We start from the raw sequence: 20,541 nt of genomic DNA, 5'->3' as shown, positions 1-20,541 counted from the left end.
ATGAACACTGCAAACCGTAAGCCCCTGCCTGGCACCAAGCTGGACTTCTTCGACACGCGAGCCGCGGTCGAGGCGATCCAGCCGGGTGCCTACGACACGTTGCCGTACACCTCGCGCGTGCTGGCCGAAAATCTCGTGCGCCGATGCGATCCGGTATCCCTCAATGCGTCACTCGAGCAGATCATCGAACGCAAGCGCGACCTCGATTTCCCGTGGTTCCCGGCGCGCGTAGTCTGCCATGACATCCTCGGTCAAACCGCGCTGGTCGATCTCGCCGGCCTGCGCGACGCGATCGCGGCCCAGGGCGGCGACCCGGCGCTGGTCAATCCGGTGGTGCCGACGCAACTGGTGGTGGATCACTCGCTCGCCGTCGAGTGTGGCGGCTTCGATCCGGATGCGTTCGACAAGAACCGCGCCATTGAAGACCGGCGCAACGAAGACCGCTTCGATTTCATCAACTGGACCAAGAAAGCGTTCAAGAACGTCGACGTGATTCCGCCGGGCAACGGCATCCTGCATCAGATCAACCTTGAGCGCATGAGTCCGGTGGTGCAGGTGAAAGATGGCGTGGCGTTTCCGGATACGCTGGTGGGCACCGATTCGCATACGCCGATGGTGGATGCACTCGGCGTGATCGCCATCGGCGTAGGCGGCCTCGAAGCGGAAAGCGTGATGCTGGGACGCGCGTCGTATATGCGCCTGCCGGATATCGTCGGCGTGGAACTGACCGGCAAGCCAGGCGAAGGCATTACGGCGACGGACGTCGTGTTGTCGCTGACCGAATTCCTGCGCAAGGAAAAGGTGGTGGGTGCGTATCTGGAGTTCTACGGCGAAGGCACAGCCAAACTCACGTTGGGCGACCGCGCCACCATCGCCAACATGGCGCCCGAGTTCGGTGCGACGGCTGCGATGTTCTATATCGACGAGCAGACCATCAAATACCTGAAGCTGACCGGCCGCGACGACGAACTCGTCAAGCTGGTGGAGACCTACGCGAAGGAAACCGGCCTGTGGGCCGACAGCCTGAAGAACGCGCGATACGAGCGCGTGCTGACATTCGACCTCTCGACCGTGGTGCGCACGCTGGCGGGGCCGTCGAACCCGCACCGTCGACTGCCGGTGTCGGACCTCGCGGCGCGCGGCATCAGCGGCAAGGTCGAGAACGAGCCGGGGCGGATGCCCGATGGCGCCGTGATCATCGCCGCTGTCACGAGCTGCACCAACACCAATAACCCGCGCAACATGATTGCCGCTGGCTTGCTCGCGCGCAATGCGAACCAGCGCGGCCTGACCCGCAAGCCGTGGGTGAAAAGCTCGCTCGCGCCGGGATCGAAGGCCGTCACCTTGTATCTGGAAGAAGCCAGGCTGCTGCCGGAACTGGAACAGCTTGGCTTTGGGGTCGTCGCCTATGCGTGCACGTCGTGCAACGGTATGTCCGGCGCGCTGGATCCGGCGATCCAGAAGGAAGTCGTCGAGCGCGATCTGTACGCGACCGCCGTACTGTCCGGCAACCGTAATTTCGACGGCCGCATTCACCCGTATGCCAAGCAGGCGTTCCTCGCCTCGCCACCGCTGGTGGTGGCCTATGCGATTGCCGGCACGATCCGCTTCGACATCGAGAAAGACGTGCTGGGGACCGACGCCGCGGGCAATCCGGTCATGCTCAAGGACATCTGGCCGTCCGACGCGGAGATCGACGCGATCGTCGCATCGAGCGTGAAGCCGGAGCAATTCCGCAAGGTGTACGAACCGATGTTTGCAGTCACGGCCGACAACGGTGAACGCGCCAACCCGCTGTACGACTGGCGCCCGGCGAGCACGTATATCCGCCGCCCGCCCTACTGGGAAGGCGCGCTGGCCGGCGAGCGCACGCTCAAGGCCATGCGTCCGCTCGCGGTGCTCGGCGACAACATCACCACCGATCACCTGTCGCCATCCAACGCGATTCTGCCCGACAGTGCCTCGGGCGAGTATCTGGCGAAAATGGGCTTGCCGGAGGAGGATTTCAATTCGTATGCGACCCACCGCGGCGATCACCTGACCGCGCAGCGCGCTACTTTTGCCAACCCCACGTTGAAGAACGAGATGGTGCTCGAAGACGGCAAGGTGAAGGCCGGGTCTTTGGCCCGCATCGAGCCTGAAGGCAAAGTCACGCGCATGTGGGAAGCCATTGAAACGTACATGGAACGCAAGCAACCGCTGATCGTGATTGCCGGCGCCGACTACGGTCAAGGTTCGTCACGCGACTGGGCTGCCAAGGGCGTGCGTCTCGCGGGAGCGGAAGCGATTGTCGCGGAAGGGTTCGAGCGCATCCACCGGACCAACCTGGTGGGCATGGGTGTGCTGCCGCTGGAGTTCAAGCCGGGCGTGAACCGGCTGACGCTGGGTATCGACGGCACGGAAACCTTCGACGTAACCGGCGAGCGCAAACCGCGCGCCGATCTCACGCTGGTGATTCATCGCAAGAACGGCGAGCGTGTAGAAGTGCCGGTGACCTGCCGCCTGGACACTGCGGAAGAAGTGTCGATCTACGAAGCCGGTGGTGTCCTGCAGCGCTTTGCGCAGGACTTCCTGGAATCATCGCAAGCAGCGGCCTGAGGGAGGAGACAAAAACGTGGCCCACGTACCCCAGATCAAGATTCCCGCCACCTATATGCGTGGCGGCACCAGTAAAGGCGTGTTCTTCCGCTTGCAGGATTTGCCCGAAGCCGCCCAGGTGCCGGGCGCGGCGCGCGATGCCTTGCTGCTGCGCGTGATTGGCAGTCCGGACCCGTACGGCAAGCAGACTGACGGCATGGGCGGCGCGACGTCGAGCACCAGCAAGACGGTGATCATCGCGAAGAGCAGCAGGCCCGATCATGACGTCGACTATCTGTTCGGCCAGGTGTCGATCGACAAGGCGTTTGTGGACTGGAGCGGCAATTGCGGCAATCTCTCCGCCGCAGTGGGACCGTTCTCGATCAGCGCCGGGCTGGTCGACCCGAGCCGCGTTCCGCATAACGGCGTGGCCACCGTGCGGATCTGGCAGGCCAATATCGGCAAGACCATCATCGGACACGTGCCTGTCACCAACGGTGCAGTTCAGGAAACCGGCGACTTCGAACTGGACGGCGTGACCTTCCCCGCCGCCGAGGTGCAGCTCGAGTTCATGGATCCGGCCGCCGAAGAAGAAGGTGCAGGCGGCTCGATGTTCCCTACTGGCAACCTGGTGGACGACCTCGAGGTGCCGGGTGTGGGCACGTTGAAGGCCACCATGATCAACGCGGGCATTCCGACGATTTTCGTCGACGCCGAAGCGATCGGCTACAAGGGCACCGAACTCCAGGACGCGATCAATAGCGACGACAAGGCGCTCGCGAAGTTCGAGACGATTCGCGCGCACGGTGCAGTGCGCATGGGCCTGATCAAGCATATCGATGAGATCGCGACGCGGCAGCACACCCCGAAAGTCGCGTTTGTCGCGAGGCCGGTGGGGTATGTGGCGTCCAGCGGCAAGCAGATTACGGCGGGCGATGTCGACGTGCTGGTGCGCGCGATGTCGATGGGCAAGCTGCATCACGCGATGATGGGCACCGCCGCGGTGGCCATCGGTACGGCAGCCGCCATTCCGGGCACGCTGGTGAATCTCGCCGCGGGTGGTGGTGAACGCGAAGCGGTGCGCTTCGGCCATCCTTCCGGCACGTTGCGTGTGGGTGCGCAGGCCAGTCAGGTGGACGGCGAATGGGTCGTGAAAAAAGCGATCATGAGCCGCAGTGCGCGCGTGCTGATGGAAGGCTGGGTTCGCGTTCCGGGCGATTCGTTCTGATTCGGCCCAAGGTGAGGCGGCGCCTACGCTGCCTCACCTGCCCAGCAAACTCAACTTTGCCTGGCCGGCAGATACGGCATCGGATCGACCGGCTTGCCGTCGCGGCGCACCTCGAACAGCACGGAGACGCGCGTGTTGTTCTCGTCCCCCATCTCCGCGATTTCCTGCCCTTGCCGCACGATGTCGCCGGTTTTCACCAGCAGCCTGCGGTTGTGCGAATACGCCGTCAGAAAGTCCTTGTTGTGCTGGATGATGATCAGGCTGCCGTATTCATTGAGCCCCGTCCCTGCATACATGACCTTGCCGTCCGCGGCTGCGCGCACTGGATCGCCAGGCTTGCCGCCGATCTCGATGCCGCGCGTCGCGCCCGCCTGGAAGCCCTCGACCACCGTGCCTTGTGCCGGCCACACCAGCGAGACGCGGTTGGCGTGACGCGAGACCTCTGCGTCGACCTGGCGTGCTTGCGCGGGATTCGGTGCGGGTGCGCCACTCTGGGCGATGGAGGCGGCGTTGCTGGATGAACCGGCTGATGCAGTCGATGCATTCGCTCCGCTTGCCGCTGCCGCCGCATTCGCCGCCGGATTGGCAGAGGCTGCTGCCGCCGCCAGCTTTGCCGAGACCGCAGCCTTGGCCGCGGCCTGATCAGCCGCAGCCTGCGCCGCAGTGGCCGCGACGGCGGCGTCCTGTGCTTCCTTTGCCGCCTCGGGCGACGCTACGTGCAGCACCTGCCCTTTCTTCAGTCGCGTGGACGGTTTCAGACGATTCCACGCCAGCAGATCACTTATCTTGCAGTGATTGCGTTGAGCAATCTGGTTCAGCTTGTCGCCACGCTTGACGCGGTAGACGAGTGGCTGCGCTGCCTTCAGTTTGGCCGTGCTGGCCGCAGCGGTTGCCGCCGCCTGTAACGATGCTGCCGCGGCCGCATCCGATGCAGCGGTCGCTGCAGCGGCCGAAACCGCTGGCGCCCCAGTAGCCGCCGAGGACGCCTGCGTATCCTGCTGTGCCACATTCACACAACCGCTCATTGCCAATGCGATCCAGATGCCGGCGGCGCCGGCCATCATGGTTTTGTCGAAACGATTTTTCAACAAGTTCGACTCCTGCCTCGTACATAGGCGAGCCCGAGTGTCCCCGCGTCGCACCCCGATGCGCGCATTCGTCAGAAGCGCTGCACGCTCGACACGGGAAACCGCCTCGTTGCGGCTACCACCCTGGCCCACCCTTCTGTCTGGCACTCCTGCGGCAAATGCCTTGAAATCGAGGCGTTTTGACGCAAAAAGGGCCAGACAGACGGTTAAAATTCAAGCGGAATTGTAAAATGCCGCGGACAAAAAGCGGGCCATCCACACAGACTGATACAAATCCTTACGACCCGTATTGCGGGATTTGGCCCCTGATATCGTTTTCTTTAACGGCAAATCGTCGGAAAACCTTGAATTTCGGCGCTGGGGCCGGAGGCGAAGCGGCTCGCCGGACAGCAAATTCGTGTAAGGAGTTGCGCAGAAAAACAGCGCATAAAGAAAACGGCCAGCCCTCTTCGAGGTGCTGGCCGTTTGCCTTCCAATCATCGGCGCCCGAGAGCGCTTTCGTTTAACGCAGCGCCTTCACGGCCGCCGCGGTAACGTCGCCGGGCTGTCCGCCCCACGTCGCGCGAAGATAACTCGTCAGTTGTGCGAGTTCCGCGTCGCTTAACTGCCCTGCGAACCCTGGCATCTCCTGCATGCGCTCAAGGCCGGGGAAGTCCTGCGCATCGATGCCGTCGAGCATCGCCACGATCAGGTTGTGCGGATCGCTTTGCCGTACCGTCGAATTGCCGTGCATCGGGACGGCGACGTGCGGTTTGCCCTGGCCATCGCGCCCATGGCAACCGGCACATACGGCGAGGTAGACATTGCGCCCGGCGGCCAGTTGCGCTGTGTCCGCAGATGCCGGTGATGGCGACGCTGGCGACTGCAGCGGTTGCGCCGCCGCTGGCGGGTCACCGAGCAGATACGTCGACATCGCGCGCAGATCGTCGGGTCTCAGATACTGGCTGCTCAGATGCACGACCGGATACATCTCGCTGAACGCGGAGCCTTGTGGGGCGATCCCGGTGGCGAAGAACGTCTGCAGATCAGTCGCGGTCCAGCCACGCGCAGCGAGTCCTTGCGGGGTGATGTCCGGCGCGGCCACGCGCCCCAGCGCCCCGCCGGCGAGCGGCAACGCGTTGTCGAGCTGACCGAACTTGCCGCGCGGCGTGTGGCATTCGGCGCAGTGGCCGAGCGCGCTCACCAGGTAACGTCCACGACTCCAGTCCACCAACGCCCCGGAAGAGACGGCCTTCGATGCATCCGGCAGCGCATCCTTCAGGAACAGCATGTCCCAGAAGCGCACAGCAAAACGCATGTTGAACGGAAACGACAGATCCGGTTGACGGTTCGGTACCGCTGCGGGTTTTTGCGCCATCAGCCACGCATACATCGCGTCGCTGTCGGCACGTGAGATCTGCCGGTACGACGTGTACGGCATCGCCGGGTACAACGGGCCATCCGGCGACATGCCGTCGTGCAACGCCCGGTAGAAATCGCCAGCGCTCCAGTTGCCGATGCCGTGCTCTCTGTCCGGTGTGATGTTCGTGCCGTAGAACGTGCCGAACGGCGAGGCGAGTTTCGGGCCGCCGGCAAACGGCGCGCCGTCAGCGCTCGTGTGACAGGCGGCGCAATCGGCCGCTTTCATCAGATAGCGGCCGCGCGCAAGCTGCTCTGTCGCGGCGCTTTCCAGGTCTGCTGGCGTGCTGGTCGCCGAAGCGGTCATCCGGGTAGCCGGGGTGTCGTCGTGGTGTTGGCCGCACGCTGTCAGCGCCGCTGCGCTCAACACCAGCACGACGCGGCGCAGCTGCAGCAGACGTAGCGGAGTCCGCGAGGTCTGCGCACTCTGCGGGGTCAAGGAAAGCATCGTCATGCGGCGTCCTTTACGAGTCCAGGCATCGTCAACACGACATCCTTCACCGCTTCGTAGTACCGCACGTAGCCCGTACAGCGGCAGATGTGATCGTTCAGCGCCTCGGTGATGGTTTGCTCCACCTGATCTCTCGCCACCGGCTGGCGCTTGAGACGCTCGATCAGCACTGTCGCCGCGTTCACGAAGCCCGGAGTACAGTAGCCGCACTGAAAACTGAAGTGCTCGAGAAACTTCTGCTGGATCGGCGACAAGGCCACCACCTCGCCCTGTTCGTTGCGCTGTGCGTGGCCTTCGATCGTGCGGATCGACTTGCCGTCGAAGAAATTCGCGCCTGTGATGCACGTGCGGATTTCTTCGCTCGTGCCATCCGGTTTGTCCAGAATCACCACGCAGGCGTGACAGACGCCTTGCCCACAGCCGAGCCGCGAACCGGTCAGGTGGAGATATTCGTGCAGCAGGTCGATCATCATCAGACCGGCCGGCACTTGCAGCGGGCCGACCTGTTGCCCGTTCACCGTCAGCGATACCGGTTGGGCGCGGAATTGAGTCAAAGGCCGCTCTACCACGTCGGCATTTGCGGCGGTCGAAGCAGCAGCAGAGCCCGCCGTTGCATCAGCTGCATGGCCGGAATTTTGATTAGGGGCCGTCATGCGAGCACCTCCTGAATTTTTTGCGGAGTGACCGGGAGGTCAGTAAAACGATGTCCGATAGCGTGCGCAATGCCGTTCACGATCGCGCCAACCACCGGGATCATCACCACTTCGGCGATACCCTTGGGCGGATCGCTTTCGGTCAACGGCGGCAGCACTTCACCGGTCTGGGTCCAGACAGCGACGTCCCTGGCACGCGGCAACCGATAGCGGTTGAAGTTCCACGTGCCGTTGCCGGGACCGTCTTCGTAGAGCGGCAGATATTCATGCAGCGCGTGACCGATGCCCATCGCGAGACCGCCCTGCAATTGACCCGATACGAGTTGCGGCGCAATCTGGTTGCCGCACTCCATGATCGAGTGATGGCTCAACAGTTCGACCTTGCCAGTCGCCTCATGCACCGCGAGCTCGACCAGCGTGCCGACCGCGCTGTAGTAAGTGACCGCGGCGTTGTTCCGCTGCACGGGCGGAATGAACACGCGCTTTCGATCAAGCACGCGATATTGATTCGGTGTGCTTTGCAGTCGTTTCTTATCGGTTCCGGCGTTGTCGCCGTAGCGCAGCGAAAGACCATCGATGGGGAGGCGCTCGACGCTGCCGTCGATGTCGAACTCCGCTTCGGCCCATTGCCAGCGATTGAATACGTGTACCGCCGCGCCCGTCACGAGCCCGAGTTCGTGTGCCTTCTTCGCGAGCTGTTCGAAAGTGAGCGCCTCGAGACCGGCCGCCGATAGCTTGCCGTCGACCCAGCGCGCGTCCTCGATGCGCACCACTAGCGGCGCGGCCTGACCGCCGCCGGGGCCTTGACGCCAGATCGCCATCGCCGCCGGCCACAGGCCGTGAGTGAATACGACGCGAGCGGCCTCGCGCGTGCTGTGCGTGAAATAGAACGCAGAGTTGGTCGCGCTCGACGGCGACGCATAACCCGGCGACCAGCGCGGATTGGCCGACAGCTTGTCCTGCTCCGCTTGCGACATGATGTACGGATCGCCGCTCGTGACGACCGGCAGATCGGGCCAGTCGGTGACGGCAACGCGCACCTCGGTGGCCGGCTTGCCGAGCCATTTGACGACAGCAATCGCCTGCGACGTGGACATGCCGGTGCCGATTTCGGCGGCGGTGTGATGCAGGCTGATCTTGCCGTCGGCAGTGAACTCGACTTTCGCCAGCGAGGTCTCCGCCCCCGTGCCGAAGTCCTTTTGCACGCAGGCAAAACCGACGCCGTAGCGCTGGCCCGGATGCGCCAGCTCGAATGAAAGCTTCTGCTCTGCCCGGTTCACCCATAGCGGATGCACCTGCGCCTTCTGCAGGACTTCGTCGACGCGGATCGCGCCGGCCGGCACCGCGCCCTGGCTGTTTTTCATGCCCGAACGCAACGCGTTCTTCAGGCGGAAGTCGATCGGATCGACACCAAGTTGTGCCGCGATCTCGTCGACCATCATCTCGGTGGCCGCCATGCTCTGCAGCGTGCCGTAGCCGCGTGCGGAACCGGCGTCAATGGCACGGGAAGCGACCGCGACAGCCGAAAGATCGTTCTTCGGAAAGTAGTAGATCGACTGCGCCGCGGTTGCGCCGACCATCGCCACAGACGGCGAGAAATTGCAGCGGCCGCCGCCGTTCGCTTCCATCGCGGCCTTGAACGACTGGAAGAGCCCGGTCTTTCTGTCCACGGCGATACGGTAGTGCATCTTGAAAGCGTGACGCTTCAGCGAAGTCTGGAACTGCTCGTAGCGATCGTTCGCCAGACGCACCGGACGGCCGGCCGCATACATCGCCGTGACGAGGCCGTAGAACGGCACGTTGAAGTGATCCTTCGAGCCGTAACCAACCGTGTAGCAAGGGTGCACGAACAGGTTCTTCACCGGAAACGCGCACTTCGCGACCATGCCGGCCGCACTCTCCACGACCTCGGATGGCGCTTGCGTCGGCACCACCATATGCAGCGATTGGCTCGCGCTGTCGTACCAGCAGTTCACGTTGTCGGGTTCGAGCGCGGCCGTGTCGATAGATTGCGTGTTGTACTCGCGCTCCATCACGAGCCAGTCCGCGGACGGACGATCGAGTTCCTGCTGGATCTGTCCCGCGTAGAACATGCCCTGCTCGTCGAGCTTGCCGTGCTCCTTGCCGTCAGGCCAGACCGGCTGGTGCTTACGCATCATGCTCGGAAACACCGGGGCGTCCTTCAGGCTAGAGAACGTGTCGTCGTCGTAAGGCGTCTTGCCGCCTACCCGCACGAAGCGGAACGTGCCCCACGGATCGCGCTCCAGCGGCCCAGTCTGCGCGCCATAACGGATGATCTCGTCGTGGAACTTGAGTTTGTCCTTGGCGAAGCGAAAGCGTGCGAAGTCGTGATAGATCAAGATCGCGACCGCCTGGCCGAGATAAGCTGGCGTCTTGCCTTGCGGCAGCAACATGTCGTCGCCATAGAACGCGGGGAAGATCAGGCCGTCGCGCGCCAGATCGTCGGCGGTGACGACGCGGTCCGGCTTCAGTTCGTCGCCGAGCAGCGTCAGGTCGAAGCCTTCGTAGAGGCGGTCGGCCTGGGTCGTGCGCAGGATGAAAGCGTGCGCCTGCTGCGCCGGCCAATGCGGCATGTCGGCCGCGCGGATGTCGCGTGCGAACACCTTCGCACCGGTCACCTTGGCGATGCCGTCGATGCGGAATTTGGCCTGCCCATTCGCCGCATCCCATTGAACCGGCGTGAGAATCTTTTCTTCGAATAACGCAGCAAATGCGCGGCTGCCGATCGGCGCGATATACACCGAGACTCCCGCGATAACGCTGGCCTTCAGAAAACTGCGACGCGAAAGGTCGAGTTTCCCCATGGACTTCTCCTTAAGTGATCGACGACGGCAACGCCACGCAAAAGACAGAGGCACGCACGGCGGAGCCACAGGCTGCGCAAGCCTGTGACGACACACCGTATTGGAGAATCAAGCGAATCCCGGACGCATGCATCCAGGCATACCGGCGACGTGCGGCGGCCAGAACATCGGCGCCGCCGCAGTCGATCTGATTAACCGTGAACTGTCATTGAACGTGCTGGTGATGCCAACTTCCCTTTCCCTGCCCTGTCACGGGCGAAGCGCGGGATTATGGCGCGGCTGGATAGCGAATGAGTCAAATTTTGTCCGCTATCTCTTAAATAACGGATTTGATATAGATGCCTTTACTTCGTTATCCTTATCTGCATGTCGATGCGCGTGCCGTCACAAAGTACATGGCAGCGCAAGGCCTGCATCAAGCCCGCACGATCGCGATCCCCAATGCCTCGAATGGAGCCGTGAGCGTCTCTGAGGTTTCCTTCTCGACCACCAGCGCATGCGCAGCGCTCGCTTCCGCGATCATGAAAGCGGACGCCGTGTTGAGTTTCTCCGCTGAAGCGAGCACGACGGTTTCCGCAGCACGCGCCGCCAGTGCGCGCTTGACATAGGCCTCTTCGAGATCGCCCGTACTTAGGCCGGCTTCAGGATGTACCCCCGTGACACCCATGAAATAGAGATCGGCGCGGATATGGCTCAGCGCCTCGATCGCGGCGGCACCGACATTGACCATCGAATGCCGGTACAGGCGTCCGCCGATCATGATCACCTCCACGTCGCGGTGATGAGCGAGTTCTACCGCTACGCCCGGACTATGCGTGACGATGGTCGCGCGCAGACCGAGCGGCAGATGGCGCACCAGTTGCACAGCCGTCGTCCCGCCGTCGACGATCACGATCTGGCCCGGCTCGATCATCTGCGCCGCGGCGCGGCCAATGGCTGCCTTCGACGCCGACTCGATGCCCTGTCGGCCGGCCAGGTCCGCCGCTGCCGGCGACGAGGGCAACGCCCCGCCATGCACACGCTGCAGGTAGCCGTCGGCGGCGAGTTCACGCAAATCGCGCCGGACGGTGTCTTCGGAGACACCAAATTCGTTGCTCAGGCTCTTGGCGATCACCTGGCCATCGCGTTTGAGCGCATCGAGAATCAGCTGTTTTCTTTGCGAAGTAAGCATGGAGCGGCGGTTCATCAATAGGAGACAAGGCGACGTTGGCTCGTGCCAACCGAGGGCGTCACGAAGAAGCAAAGCGCGGGGCATAGACAAGGAACCCGCACGTCATTGCACGAAAATTCTTGTTTTTGCACGAGATTGCACGATACCATGAAATCTCGCGGTTCGAACCGCGCTTTCAGGAAACCGCCATGAGCAAAACTGCCGACCGTGTACGGGTTGTCGAAGTCAAAGTGCTGTCCGACGACTGGTATGTGCTGAAGAAGACCACCTTCGACTACCAGCGCGCTGACGGAAGCTGGCAGCGTCAGAACCGCGAGACCTACGACCGCGGCAACGGCGCCACCATGCTGCTCCACGATCCGGTGCGCCGGACGGTGGTCCTCACGCGGCAGTTCCGCCTGCCGGTCTTCGTCAACGGTCATGACGGGATGATGATCGAGGCGCCAGGCGGGCTGCTGGAAGAGGCGTCGCCGGAGGAGCGCATCCGCGCCGAGGTCGAGGAGGAAACCGGCTACCGCGTGCATGCGGTGCGCAAGATATTCGAGGCGTACATGAGCCCTGGCTCGGTTACGGAGAAGCTGTTCTTCTTTGTCGGCGAGTACGATGCCGCCGCAAAGATCGGCGAAGGCGGCGGTGTTGTCAGCGAGGGCGAGGATATCGAAGTGCTAGAACTGCCGGTCGATGAGGCGCTGGCGATGATCGGGCGCGGCGAGATCGTCGATGGGAAGACGATTATGTTGCTGCAGTATGCGGCGTTGAATGGGTGGAGAGAGTGAGTCCCCGAAAAGTTGCATCGAATGCCGCCTGGCTTGAGATAACGGCCCAGGCACCCGCCACCCATCCCCCTTAAAACTGATGCCGTATCGCCGCCCGCACCGTCACCTGGTTCGATGACGAAGATACCCCCGCCGATCCCGGAATATATGCGTCGTCCAGCACGGTATCGGTCTTGTCGCCCGCCACCTTCTGGTACGCCGCCTGGAAATAGAAGTCCGTTCGCTTGGACAGGTTGTAGTCGGCCATCAGGCCGAACGTGTGATATCTCGGGTTCTCGTTGCCCGAGGTCGCGTCCATCGTGGCCGCCGTGTAGACGTATTGCACGCCGACGAAGAAGGCCGGCGTGAACTGGTATTTGCCATTGACCTCGAAGTTCTGGAACTTGAGCGCCGTCATCGTGCCGCCGTTCGGCGGCGTGATGGCGCCCACGTAGACCGAAGTGTCGGTTGCGGACGGCTGGCCGACGTTCGTGTTCGTATAGGCAAAGCCCACAGTCGCGCTGCCGAACGTGTAGTTGACGCCTCCGCCGAAAATACGCAGCCGCTCCGAGATGAAATTCGCGTCGTCGGTCGCAATGGACCCATCGGCCGTCAGGCCCGGATTGTTCGTCTCGAGATAAGCCGCGCCCACCAGCAGGCCACCATTCGTGTACTGGCCACCGAGACTATACGTACGGTTGTTGGCAAAGCCGGTTTCGTTGCTGAAGCTGTAGGTGCCGCCGAACTGCAGGCCCGCAAACGACGGGCTCGCGTACTTGACCGTGTTGTTCACGCGGAACGAGTTGTCGGTGTTGTCGTTGTCATAGGGGTGCGAGAGCAGATAGCCGCCCCAGTTGCCGTTGGCCGTGGTCGGCGCGAGATAGTCGACCACCGAGTCGTACTGCCGGCCGAACGTGAGGGTGCCGTAATTGGCCGACGTCAGGCCAACGAACGCCTGGCGGCCGAAGATGCGGCCGCCCTCCTGAAGGCCGCCGCTATTCACATCGAAACCGTTCTCGAGATCGAAGATCGCCTTCAGGCCGCTGCCGAGATCCTCCGAACCCTTCAAGCCCCAGCGGCTGCCCTGCGCATAGCCGCTCTCAAGCTGATAGGCCGATTTGTCGCCCGCGTTACTCGTGTAGTTGATGCCCTCGTCGATCACCCCGTACAGCGTAATGCTGCTCTGCGCGAAAGCAGGCAGCGCGAAGGCTGCCGTCACAGCCAGCGCAATCATGTTCTTTTTCATGAAGATCTCCCGGATCTCTTTCCATCAGCCAGCAGCTAGCCAACTTTGAGAAGGCTCTTCTTTTTTTAAGCAGCACTTACATTGAGCTTCAAGTTCACGAGTGATGAAAACGATGCTTGCACACCGATAGCGGGCCGTCCATCGGCACACGTTGAGCCATCGCAAATCGTTGCGAAATGCCCACGCGCAGGCATTCGCATATTGCGTAATTTGACAATTGGGGCTTGGTCGCGAACAGCGTTCGTCCGACGCCGGATCACCCCCAAACGCCGGGCTAGGGAACCCTTGGCCGGATGGCTAACGGCGCAGAAAACACCCGGTTTGCAGGCCGCTCTCGCACACCTTTTCGTAAGAACATGAAATAATTTCGAAAGAAACCGCCCCCGTTGGCAGAACAACAATCTCGGCCGCTGGTCCCGTTTAAAATCCCCTGCGCGGTATGCAATGCAAAAGTCATCCTCCCGTCTGCTCGAACTCGATTTCTTTCGCGGACTGGTCCTGCTGTTTATCGTGGTCGATCACATCGGCGGCAGCATCCTCTCGCGCGTCACGTTGCACGCCTACGCGCTGTGCGATGCAGCCGAGGTGTTCGTATTCCTCGGCGGCTTTGCCACCGCAACCGCTTACGCCACGCTCGCCCTGCGCCACACCGAGGCAGCCGCGCGCCACCGTTTTCTGCGGCGTTCGCTGGAGATCTATCGGGCCTTCCTCGTCACCGCCGGCTTTATGCTGCTGGTTAGCGCGGTTCTGATCGCCTTCAGCATCGACGCGCCCAATCTGACCTCCGACGATCTCGACGACTTTATCGATGCGCCGTTTATGGTCCTGCGTGACATCGTGCTGTTGCGGCGTCAGCCCTATCTGGCGTCGGTGCTGCCCATGTATGCGCTGTTCGCGCTGAGCGTGCCGCTGGTCCTGCCGCTCGCGCAGCGCCGGCCATGGTGGCTGCTGGCGGGGAGCCTCGCGCTTTGGGCTGCGGCGCCATCCGTGAATGCGTATCTGCCGGCAATCGAAGACGCTCAATGGAATTTCAATCCGCTCGCCTGGCAACTGCTTTTCGTGCTCGGCGTGCTGGCACGGGTGCAGCCCGTGTATCGGAAGATCAGCTCACACCGCGCGGGATGGTTCGTCAACGTGCTGGCATTTGGCGTCGTGCTGGCCGCGGCGTACTACAAGCTGTTTATCGAGCAAACGCCGCTCGACGGCAGTTTCAAGCAAAGCCTCTCATGGTTGCGTGCCGGCAATTTTCTGGCGATCGCATGGCTCGTCGCCTACCTGATCCAGCTCGGCTGGGTGCGCAAACTCGCGCAGTGGCTGCCGTGGGTCGGCATGATCGGACGCAAAGGGTTGATCTGCTTCGTGGCGGGCGCAGTCATTTCGCTCGTCGTCGATTCGCTGCTCTACGCAGCCACCGACGGGTATCTCGATATACCACTTGGGCTTTTGGCCGACGCAATCGCAGTCGGCGCGCTGTTCGCGGTTGCGCGCGTTTGCGAGCCGGTGAAACGGCTGGTGACGCGCTCGACTATCCGGCGCAGTGGAGTCGCCACATAAGCGGGCCGCCGCGGTTAATAGCGGCCGCCGATGTCCGGCCTGGCGGGTGACGACGGCCTCTGTGTTCGTCAGCGTGCTATCGCACCCAGTCCGTCCACAACACCATCAGCACGGTCATCAGCGCGGGACCGATAAACAGGCCCAGCAGCCCAAAAGTCTCCGCGCCGCCGAGAATCCCGAACAGCACCAGCAGGAACGGCAAGCGGGTCGAATTACCGATGATCACCGGCCGCACGAGGTGTTCTGCGATGAACACCACCACGAAGCCGAATACAGCAAGCCCGATCGCCCACGCCACCGATCCCTGCGCGAACAGCCACAGCGCCGCGCCGCAGAACACGAGCGGTGCGCAAAACGGCAGCATGGCCGCCACGGCCGTGACGAATCCGAGCAGGATAACGTGCGGCAGGCCAGCGATCTCATAGGCAAGGCCGAGCAGTGCGCCCTCGCCGATCCCCACCACTACGAGCCCGGCCACTGTGCCGCGCACAGCGGAGGCCATCCGTTCGAGAAGCTGCGCGCCGTTGCTGCCGAGGGCGCGGTGTGCCCCCTTGAGCAGCGCGCCGGACAGACGCGGCCCGGCCTGAAAGATCACAAACAGTGTGACCAGCATGAAAGCGAATACCATCAGGCCGTGTGCGGCTCGCGCGCCGAAATGGCGGCCGAAGGTCATGACGGCTTCGCCGTGCAGCCCTTTCATGGCGGGCGACTCGCGTAGCGGCTGGGTAAGGTTCGCCTGCCACCATTCTGTGATCTGCGGTGCGCCGAACGGCAGATGCTGGACGATGTCCGGCATCGCGATGCCGTTTTCCTGCACGTTCTTGATCCACTCGATCACATCGTGCGCTTCATGGCTGGCCTGCCCGATTCCCATTGCCACCGGCAACACGACCAGCAATGCAATCGCCACTGTCAGGACGGCGGAGATCAGCGTGGTGCGTCCGGACAGCCAGCTGTGGCTTTCGATTTTGCGTAGCACCGGCCACAGGGCGATGGCAATCACGCCGGCCCAGCCGACTGCCGGGAGGAAATCGCGGATGACCCACAAGGCCAGCAGCACCAGGGCGGCGTATAGCAGTGCGGTTGCCGCCTGCTGCATTTTCCGGCGGCTCGGCGGATCCAGTTCCGGGGGTGTTGGAGATGCTGCGGGTGGGCGTGTGGCCATGTAACCTCTGGGAGATGTGCGCGCGAGCCGACCGGAAAAACGCAAACCCGTTAAACTAGCCCCGGCTCTGCTCGTCAATGTTCACATCTTAAAGGAAGCGCTCGCGCCCTTCCGTCACATCGACTCCCCCGCTGTCCGTCGCGCTGCGATCAACACTGCGTTGCAAAAATTCGCTCTATAGAAAAAGCACGCTGTTAACTGCCCGCAAACCCGCGTCTTTTCGTATCCCCGCTGAAGTCAAGTGGCATTATTGCTAATTCAAGAACAGTGTTTCAACCGGCGCACAATGGCTCTAAGGCCCGCGCAGGAATACATTCGGCACACCACATATACGGAGCCGACGATGAAGACCATAGAGTCCTTGCCACTTGACGGTGCCAACGGCGTACGCATCGAGATTCTTGAGCGCTCTGATACCACGCTTGTAATTCGCTGGGTTGAGCCGGGTCGTTGTCATTACGGCGAGCAGCGGTGGCGGCGGCGGTCTGCTCATACTTCCGGCACTTGCGCTGTGTCAAGGCGGAAGATTCGGCGGGGTGATGCAGTGTTTAAGCCGGCTGAGCGGCCGGCGCCTTCTAATGCTGCCGCTATGATTTCTGTTGAGACTTTGTGTAGTTTGGTTGGGGAGTTGAAGGCGGCTTGAGGTTGGGCGTGCAACTATTGCACGTGGGTTGTTCTCGCTATTTCCCGGTGGTGTTTCGCGGCTTCGGGCTTTGTACGCGCCGGCTCAGTGTTTGTATCCCTGACGCGCCAGCAGTTTCCATACACCATCGCGTTTTTGCCAGACCATCAACTGTTCGAGCTCGACCTCGCCCACCTTGCCTCCGCTCTCCACCGTGCCCGAAAAGTGGTCGCGGACAATCGCGTCGTCTCCTGCTAGCGTAGTCTTCGTGTTGCTCAAGTCGATTCTTCGATACCGTGTCCCACCGCTCACTATCGTCTGGATGAAGACCGTCTGATCCTGTACGGCGCCATTCGAGTGGCCGTAGCTCAAGGCCTCCGATGTCACCGCTTTCATCTCATCCGCATTGCCAGCCAGCATCGCTGCGTTCAAACGCTGTACCGCGGCGCTGACGCCGGCTTCGTCCGCTGTCTCCGCTATCGCACTCATGCACGCAAGGCTCAGTAGTGCCAGGCAAATTATTCTTTTCATCAATGGATACTCCTCGAAGCACACGTGTCGATTTTTTCATGCACGATCCGCTTACCCTCATCATCATCGAAACTTCGCTAATCCACGCCTCGATGGTGCCGCCCACTATACCGAACCCCGCTCAGGCGTTCAAGAAAACGCTCGAGACACCTGGTGGCCATACGCGAGCAGCATACGAACTGGTTGCGGACGCAAGCTTTGCGCTAGTGGTGAGAGAACTATAGATTGAAACGGAGCACTCGTTCGGGATGCTCGCTTCGTCACAAGATAAGTGAAAGCGCGGCTTGGCGCGCTATCGGGTCGCTGTCGGCGAGGCGCGCCAGGCGCATCGCGAAGCCGTTGAAATGAAGTCCGCCTCGCGCGCCGATGAGCAGCGCGGGCGTGCTTCGCAATGAGGTACCGGCCAAACATCTACGACCGGTTGCGTCCGAGACCAGCGCGGCCCGGGGGTGAACTGCGGCGCCGACCGCCGCGTGACCCAGCCAGTTACGAATGCGCTCACATGATATCGGCGAACCCAGCAGATACTTCATGAGTAATTTCCCGATCTTGACGCAGCCCGCACTCCAGGTCGGTAAAATTTGCACTGCGTTGCAGCATGCAGAACGTCTCATTCCCACGTTCGAGGCCATTGCCCGGGCTAGTCTCACCCGGAAGGTAAAATGCGAGTCGAGGCCCCGATGGGCCATGCCCAATCCGGGCCGCCAATTCAACCGATGTGCGAGCCGGCCCATGCTGCTTAGCACATCGATGTCCGCAACCCGATAACCCGCGGCGACCCCGGCCAGATCCGGCGTTGCCCAAGGGCTGCTCGTCCTTTTGACAGAGCCCCTCAGGAGCCACTTTTATGACCGACTCGAACGTGTCTTTCCTCGGCAGGATTTCGCTGGCCGTCGGAACGTTCTTCAGCATTCTCGGCGACGGCGAGTTCGCCGCCCGCGTGCAGCGCCTGCGCAGCGGCGCGCCCGTCACAGCAGCACCACCGGCAGCACCGGTTGCAACGCCAGCACCTGCGCCCGCCCCGCAACCTGCGGTCCCCGCCCTGAAACAGGCAAGCCCGGACGCTGCCCTTCAGCTACTCGGCTTGCTGCAGCGCGATGCGCGCTTTATCGACTTCGTCGAAGAAGACGTGGCGGGTTACTCGGATGCGGACATCGGCGCCGCCGCCCGCGTCGTGCATGGAGGCTGCCGCACGGTGCTGCGCGAGCATTTCACGATCCGTCCCGTGCGCGAAGAGGCCGAAGGCAGCCGCGTGACGCTGCCCGAAGGGTTCGACGCCACCGCCGTCCGTCTGACCGGCAACGTGGTCGGCAAGGCGCCGTTTACCGGCAGCCTGAGCCATCGCGGCTGGCGCGTTCAGGACGTGCGGCTGCCGAAGCTCGCCGCGAGCCACGACACCTCTGTCATCGCGGCGGCTGAGGTGGAGCTATGAGCGATCCGCGCTATTCGATCGGCATCGATCTGGGCACAACCCATTGCGCCCTCTCGTACGTTGACTTCGCCACCAGCGACGGCGAAAAGACCACTCAGGAAATCCTGCCTGTCACGCAGCTCACCGCGCCGGCCACGATCGACAATCTGCCGCTGTTGCCTTCGTTCCTCTACCTGCCGCATCCGAGCGAACTGGCGCCGTTCGACCTCGGTTTGCCGTGGACTGGCGAGCGCGACTTCGCTGTCGGCGAAATGGCGCGCAGCCGCGGTGCCGGCACGCCGATCCGTCTCGTGTCGAGCGCGAAAAGCTGGCTGTGCCATCCGGGCGTCGACCGTCGCGCCGCGATTCTGCCCAACGATGCGCCCCCCGAAGTAACACGCGTGTCGCCGCTCGAAACCTCGATTCGCTACCTCGCACATCTGCGCGAAGCGTGGGACCATGCCCATCCCGACGCGCCTTTCAGCGAGCAGGAAATTACCGTCACGATTCCCGCGTCGTTCGATCCGGCCGCGCGCGAATTGACCGCCGAGGCTGCGCAGGCCGCGGGTTATGCAGGCATGACGCTGCTGGAAGAACCGCAGGCCGCGCTCTATAGCTGGATCCAGAAGAGCGGCGGCGAGTGGCGCAAGCAGGTCCGAGTGGGCGATATCATCCTCGTCGTCGACGTGGGCGGCGGCACTACCGACCTGTCGCTGATCGCGGTAGTCGAGCGTGCAGGCAACCTCGAACTGCATCGCGTCGCCGTGGGCGAACACATCCTCCTCGGCGGCGACAACATGGACCTCGCCCTCGCCCACGTGGTGGCGCGCAAACTGGCCGCCCAGGGGACGCAGCCTGACCCGTGGCAACTGCGCGCGCTGACCTACGCCTGCCGCGCGGCCAAGGAGACGCTCCTCACCGACGCCGCCACCGACGCTGTGCCGCTCGTTGTACCGAGTCGCGGCGCCAAGCTGATTGGCGGCTCGATCCGCACCGAACTGACCCGCACTGAACTGACGCAGACGATCCTGGATGGGTTTTTCCCGCTGGTCGAAAGCAGCGCGCGTCCGGTGAGCCGGGCCCGCGTCGGCCTCACGCAACTGGGCTTGCCGTACGCGCAGGACGCGGCCGTCACGCGTCACCTGGCGGCGTTCCTCGGCCGTCAGGTTGCGGCGCTCGCCGAACTCGACGGTCTGCAAAGCGCGCAGCCGGAAGGCGCGAGTTTCCTGCATCCCACCGCGGTGCTGTTCAACGGTGGCGTGTTCAAGTCGCCGTTGCTGGTCGAGCGCATTCTGCAGACGCTCAACGGCTGGCTTGCCGCGGAAGGCGCCGCGCCTGCGCGTCTGCTCGAAGGTGCGGATCTCGATCTCGCCGTTGCGCGCGGTGCGGCTTACTACGGCTACGTGAAGCGCGGCCAGGGCGTGCGGATTCGCGGCGGCATCGCGCGGGCTTTCTATATCGCGGTCGAATCCGCCATGCCCGCCGTGCCGGGACTCGAACCGCCGGTGCAGGCGCTGTGCGTCGCGCCGTTCGGCATGGAAGAAGGCACCGAGGCGGAATTGCCGGCGCAGGAGTTTGGGCTCGTCGTCGGCGAGCCAGTGCACTTCCGCTTCTTCGGTTCGTCCGTGCGGCGTCACGACCAGGTGGGTACGCTGCTCGACTACTGGTCGCCGGAGGAATTGCAGGAGCTGGACGAGATTCAGGCCACGTTGCCGCCCGAAGGCCGCAGCCCCGGCGAGATCGTGCCGGTGAAACTGCATGCGCGCGTCACTGAAGCCGGCACGCTCGAACTGGAAGCCATCCCGCGCGGCACGGGCGAGCGTTGGAAAGTCGAGTTCGATGTACGTGGCAACGCCAACGTTTGAA

At 62.9% G+C, this 20,541-nt stretch carries 17 protein-coding genes; 8 read left to right on the top strand and 9 right to left on the bottom strand.

What is annotated here, in order from left to right; genetic code table 11:
* Together acnD and prpF are read left to right on the top strand one after the other, a co-directional pair.
* Positions 1-2,598, top strand: a complete 2,598-nt coding sequence (gene acnD, locus P3T17_RS26850; protein WP_429409490.1) for a Fe/S-dependent 2-methylisocitrate dehydratase AcnD — start codon at positions 1-3, stop codon at positions 2,596-2,598.
* 16 nt (positions 2,599-2,614) lie between these two features.
* Positions 2,615-3,805: a 2-methylaconitate cis-trans isomerase PrpF gene (prpF, locus tag P3T17_RS26845; protein ID WP_429409489.1), complete on the top strand. Its 1,191-nt coding sequence runs from the start codon at positions 2,615-2,617 to the stop codon at positions 3,803-3,805.
* A 50-nt stretch (positions 3,806-3,855) separates the two neighbouring features.
* On the opposite strand, the gene P3T17_RS26840 is transcribed toward prpF, so the two are convergent.
* From P3T17_RS26840 to P3T17_RS26820, 5 genes are all read right to left on the bottom strand, one after another.
* Complete coding sequence (locus tag P3T17_RS26840) at positions 3,856-4,896, bottom strand: peptidoglycan DD-metalloendopeptidase family protein (RefSeq protein ID WP_429409488.1); 1,041 nt, start codon at positions 4,894-4,896, stop codon at positions 3,856-3,858.
* A gap of 499 nt (positions 4,897-5,395) precedes the next feature.
* Positions 5,396-6,745: a c-type cytochrome gene (locus P3T17_RS26835; RefSeq protein ID WP_429409487.1), complete on the bottom strand. Its 1,350-nt coding sequence runs from the start codon at positions 6,743-6,745 to the stop codon at positions 5,396-5,398.
* Positions 6,742-7,395, bottom strand: a complete 654-nt coding sequence (locus P3T17_RS26830) for a (2Fe-2S)-binding protein (RefSeq protein WP_083611699.1) — start codon at positions 7,393-7,395, stop codon at positions 6,742-6,744. Before P3T17_RS26830 ends, P3T17_RS26835 begins: the two co-directional genes overlap by 4 nt.
* Positions 7,392-10,220: a xanthine dehydrogenase family protein molybdopterin-binding subunit gene (locus P3T17_RS26825; RefSeq protein WP_429409486.1), complete on the bottom strand. Its 2,829-nt coding sequence runs from the start codon at positions 10,218-10,220 to the stop codon at positions 7,392-7,394. The genes P3T17_RS26830 and P3T17_RS26825 overlap by 4 nt, the downstream gene beginning before the upstream one ends.
* 415 nt (positions 10,221-10,635) lie before the next feature.
* The gene (locus tag P3T17_RS26820; RefSeq protein ID WP_429409485.1) at positions 10,636-11,391 is read right to left on the bottom strand and encodes a DeoR/GlpR family DNA-binding transcription regulator; all 756 of its coding nucleotides are present in this window, start codon (positions 11,389-11,391) and stop codon (positions 10,636-10,638) included.
* 188 nt (positions 11,392-11,579) lie between these two features.
* Here P3T17_RS26820 and P3T17_RS26815 point away from each other — a divergent pair, with 188 nt between their 5' ends.
* The gene (locus P3T17_RS26815) at positions 11,580-12,167 is read left to right on the top strand and encodes an NUDIX domain-containing protein (RefSeq protein ID WP_429409484.1); all 588 of its coding nucleotides are present in this window, start codon (positions 11,580-11,582) and stop codon (positions 12,165-12,167) included.
* 70 nt (positions 12,168-12,237) lie between these two features.
* Here the strand turns inward: P3T17_RS26815 and P3T17_RS26810 are convergent, their stop codons facing one another.
* Positions 12,238-13,392, bottom strand: coding sequence for a porin (locus P3T17_RS26810; protein ID WP_429409483.1), 1,155 nt, complete (start codon positions 13,390-13,392; stop codon positions 12,238-12,240).
* Between the two features lie 444 nt (positions 13,393-13,836).
* On the opposite strand from P3T17_RS26810, the gene P3T17_RS26805 reads away from it, so the two are divergent.
* A complete protein-coding gene (locus P3T17_RS26805; protein ID WP_429409481.1) occupies positions 13,837-14,946 on the top strand; it encodes an OpgC domain-containing protein in 1,110 nt (369 codons plus the stop codon).
* Between the two features lie 76 nt (positions 14,947-15,022).
* Here P3T17_RS26805 and P3T17_RS26800 read toward each other — a convergent pair whose 3' ends face one another.
* Positions 15,023-16,111, bottom strand: coding sequence for an AI-2E family transporter (locus P3T17_RS26800; RefSeq protein ID WP_074268340.1), 1,089 nt, complete (start codon positions 16,109-16,111; stop codon positions 15,023-15,025).
* A 343-nt stretch (positions 16,112-16,454) separates the two neighbouring features.
* On the opposite strand from P3T17_RS26800, the gene P3T17_RS26795 reads away from it, so the two are divergent.
* A complete protein-coding gene (locus tag P3T17_RS26795) occupies positions 16,455-16,754 on the top strand; it encodes a DUF3331 domain-containing protein (protein ID WP_074268339.1) in 300 nt (99 codons plus the stop codon).
* A gap of 84 nt (positions 16,755-16,838) precedes the next feature.
* Here the strand turns inward: P3T17_RS26795 and P3T17_RS26790 are convergent, their stop codons facing one another.
* The gene (locus tag P3T17_RS26790) at positions 16,839-17,264 is read right to left on the bottom strand and encodes a nuclear transport factor 2 family protein (RefSeq protein WP_429288765.1); all 426 of its coding nucleotides are present in this window, start codon (positions 17,262-17,264) and stop codon (positions 16,839-16,841) included.
* A 38-nt stretch (positions 17,265-17,302) separates the two neighbouring features.
* Here P3T17_RS26790 and P3T17_RS26785 point away from each other — a divergent pair, with 38 nt between their 5' ends.
* Positions 17,303-17,488: a hypothetical protein gene (locus tag P3T17_RS26785; RefSeq protein ID WP_429409480.1), complete on the top strand. Its 186-nt coding sequence runs from the start codon at positions 17,303-17,305 to the stop codon at positions 17,486-17,488.
* 36 nt (positions 17,489-17,524) lie between these two features.
* Here P3T17_RS26785 and P3T17_RS26780 read toward each other — a convergent pair whose 3' ends face one another.
* Positions 17,525-17,797 carry a hypothetical protein gene (locus tag P3T17_RS26780; RefSeq protein ID WP_429409479.1) on the bottom strand — a complete coding sequence of 91 codons (273 nt, stop codon included), beginning with the start codon at positions 17,795-17,797 and terminating at the stop codon, positions 17,525-17,527.
* Positions 17,798-18,111: 314 nt separating this feature from the next.
* Between P3T17_RS26780 and P3T17_RS26775 the strand changes: the two genes are divergently transcribed.
* Both P3T17_RS26775 and P3T17_RS26770 read left to right on the top strand, forming a co-directional pair.
* On the top strand, positions 18,112-18,696 hold the full coding sequence (locus P3T17_RS26775; protein WP_429409478.1) for a DUF2760 domain-containing protein: 585 nt from the start codon (positions 18,112-18,114) through the stop codon (positions 18,694-18,696).
* On the top strand, positions 18,693-20,540 hold the full coding sequence (locus P3T17_RS26770) for an Hsp70 family protein (RefSeq protein ID WP_074268336.1): 1,848 nt from the start codon (positions 18,693-18,695) through the stop codon (positions 20,538-20,540). The genes P3T17_RS26775 and P3T17_RS26770 overlap by 4 nt, the downstream gene beginning before the upstream one ends.
* Position 20,541 lies beyond the last annotated feature (1 nt).

It is taken from the genome of Paraburkholderia sp. GAS82 (assembly GCF_050436285.1).
GTDB classification, from domain to species: Bacteria; Pseudomonadota; Gammaproteobacteria; order Burkholderiales; family Burkholderiaceae; genus Paraburkholderia; species Paraburkholderia phenazinium_B.
The sequence above is the reverse complement of the archived record's forward strand: the minus strand, read 5'-3'. Positions and strand labels throughout refer to the sequence as shown.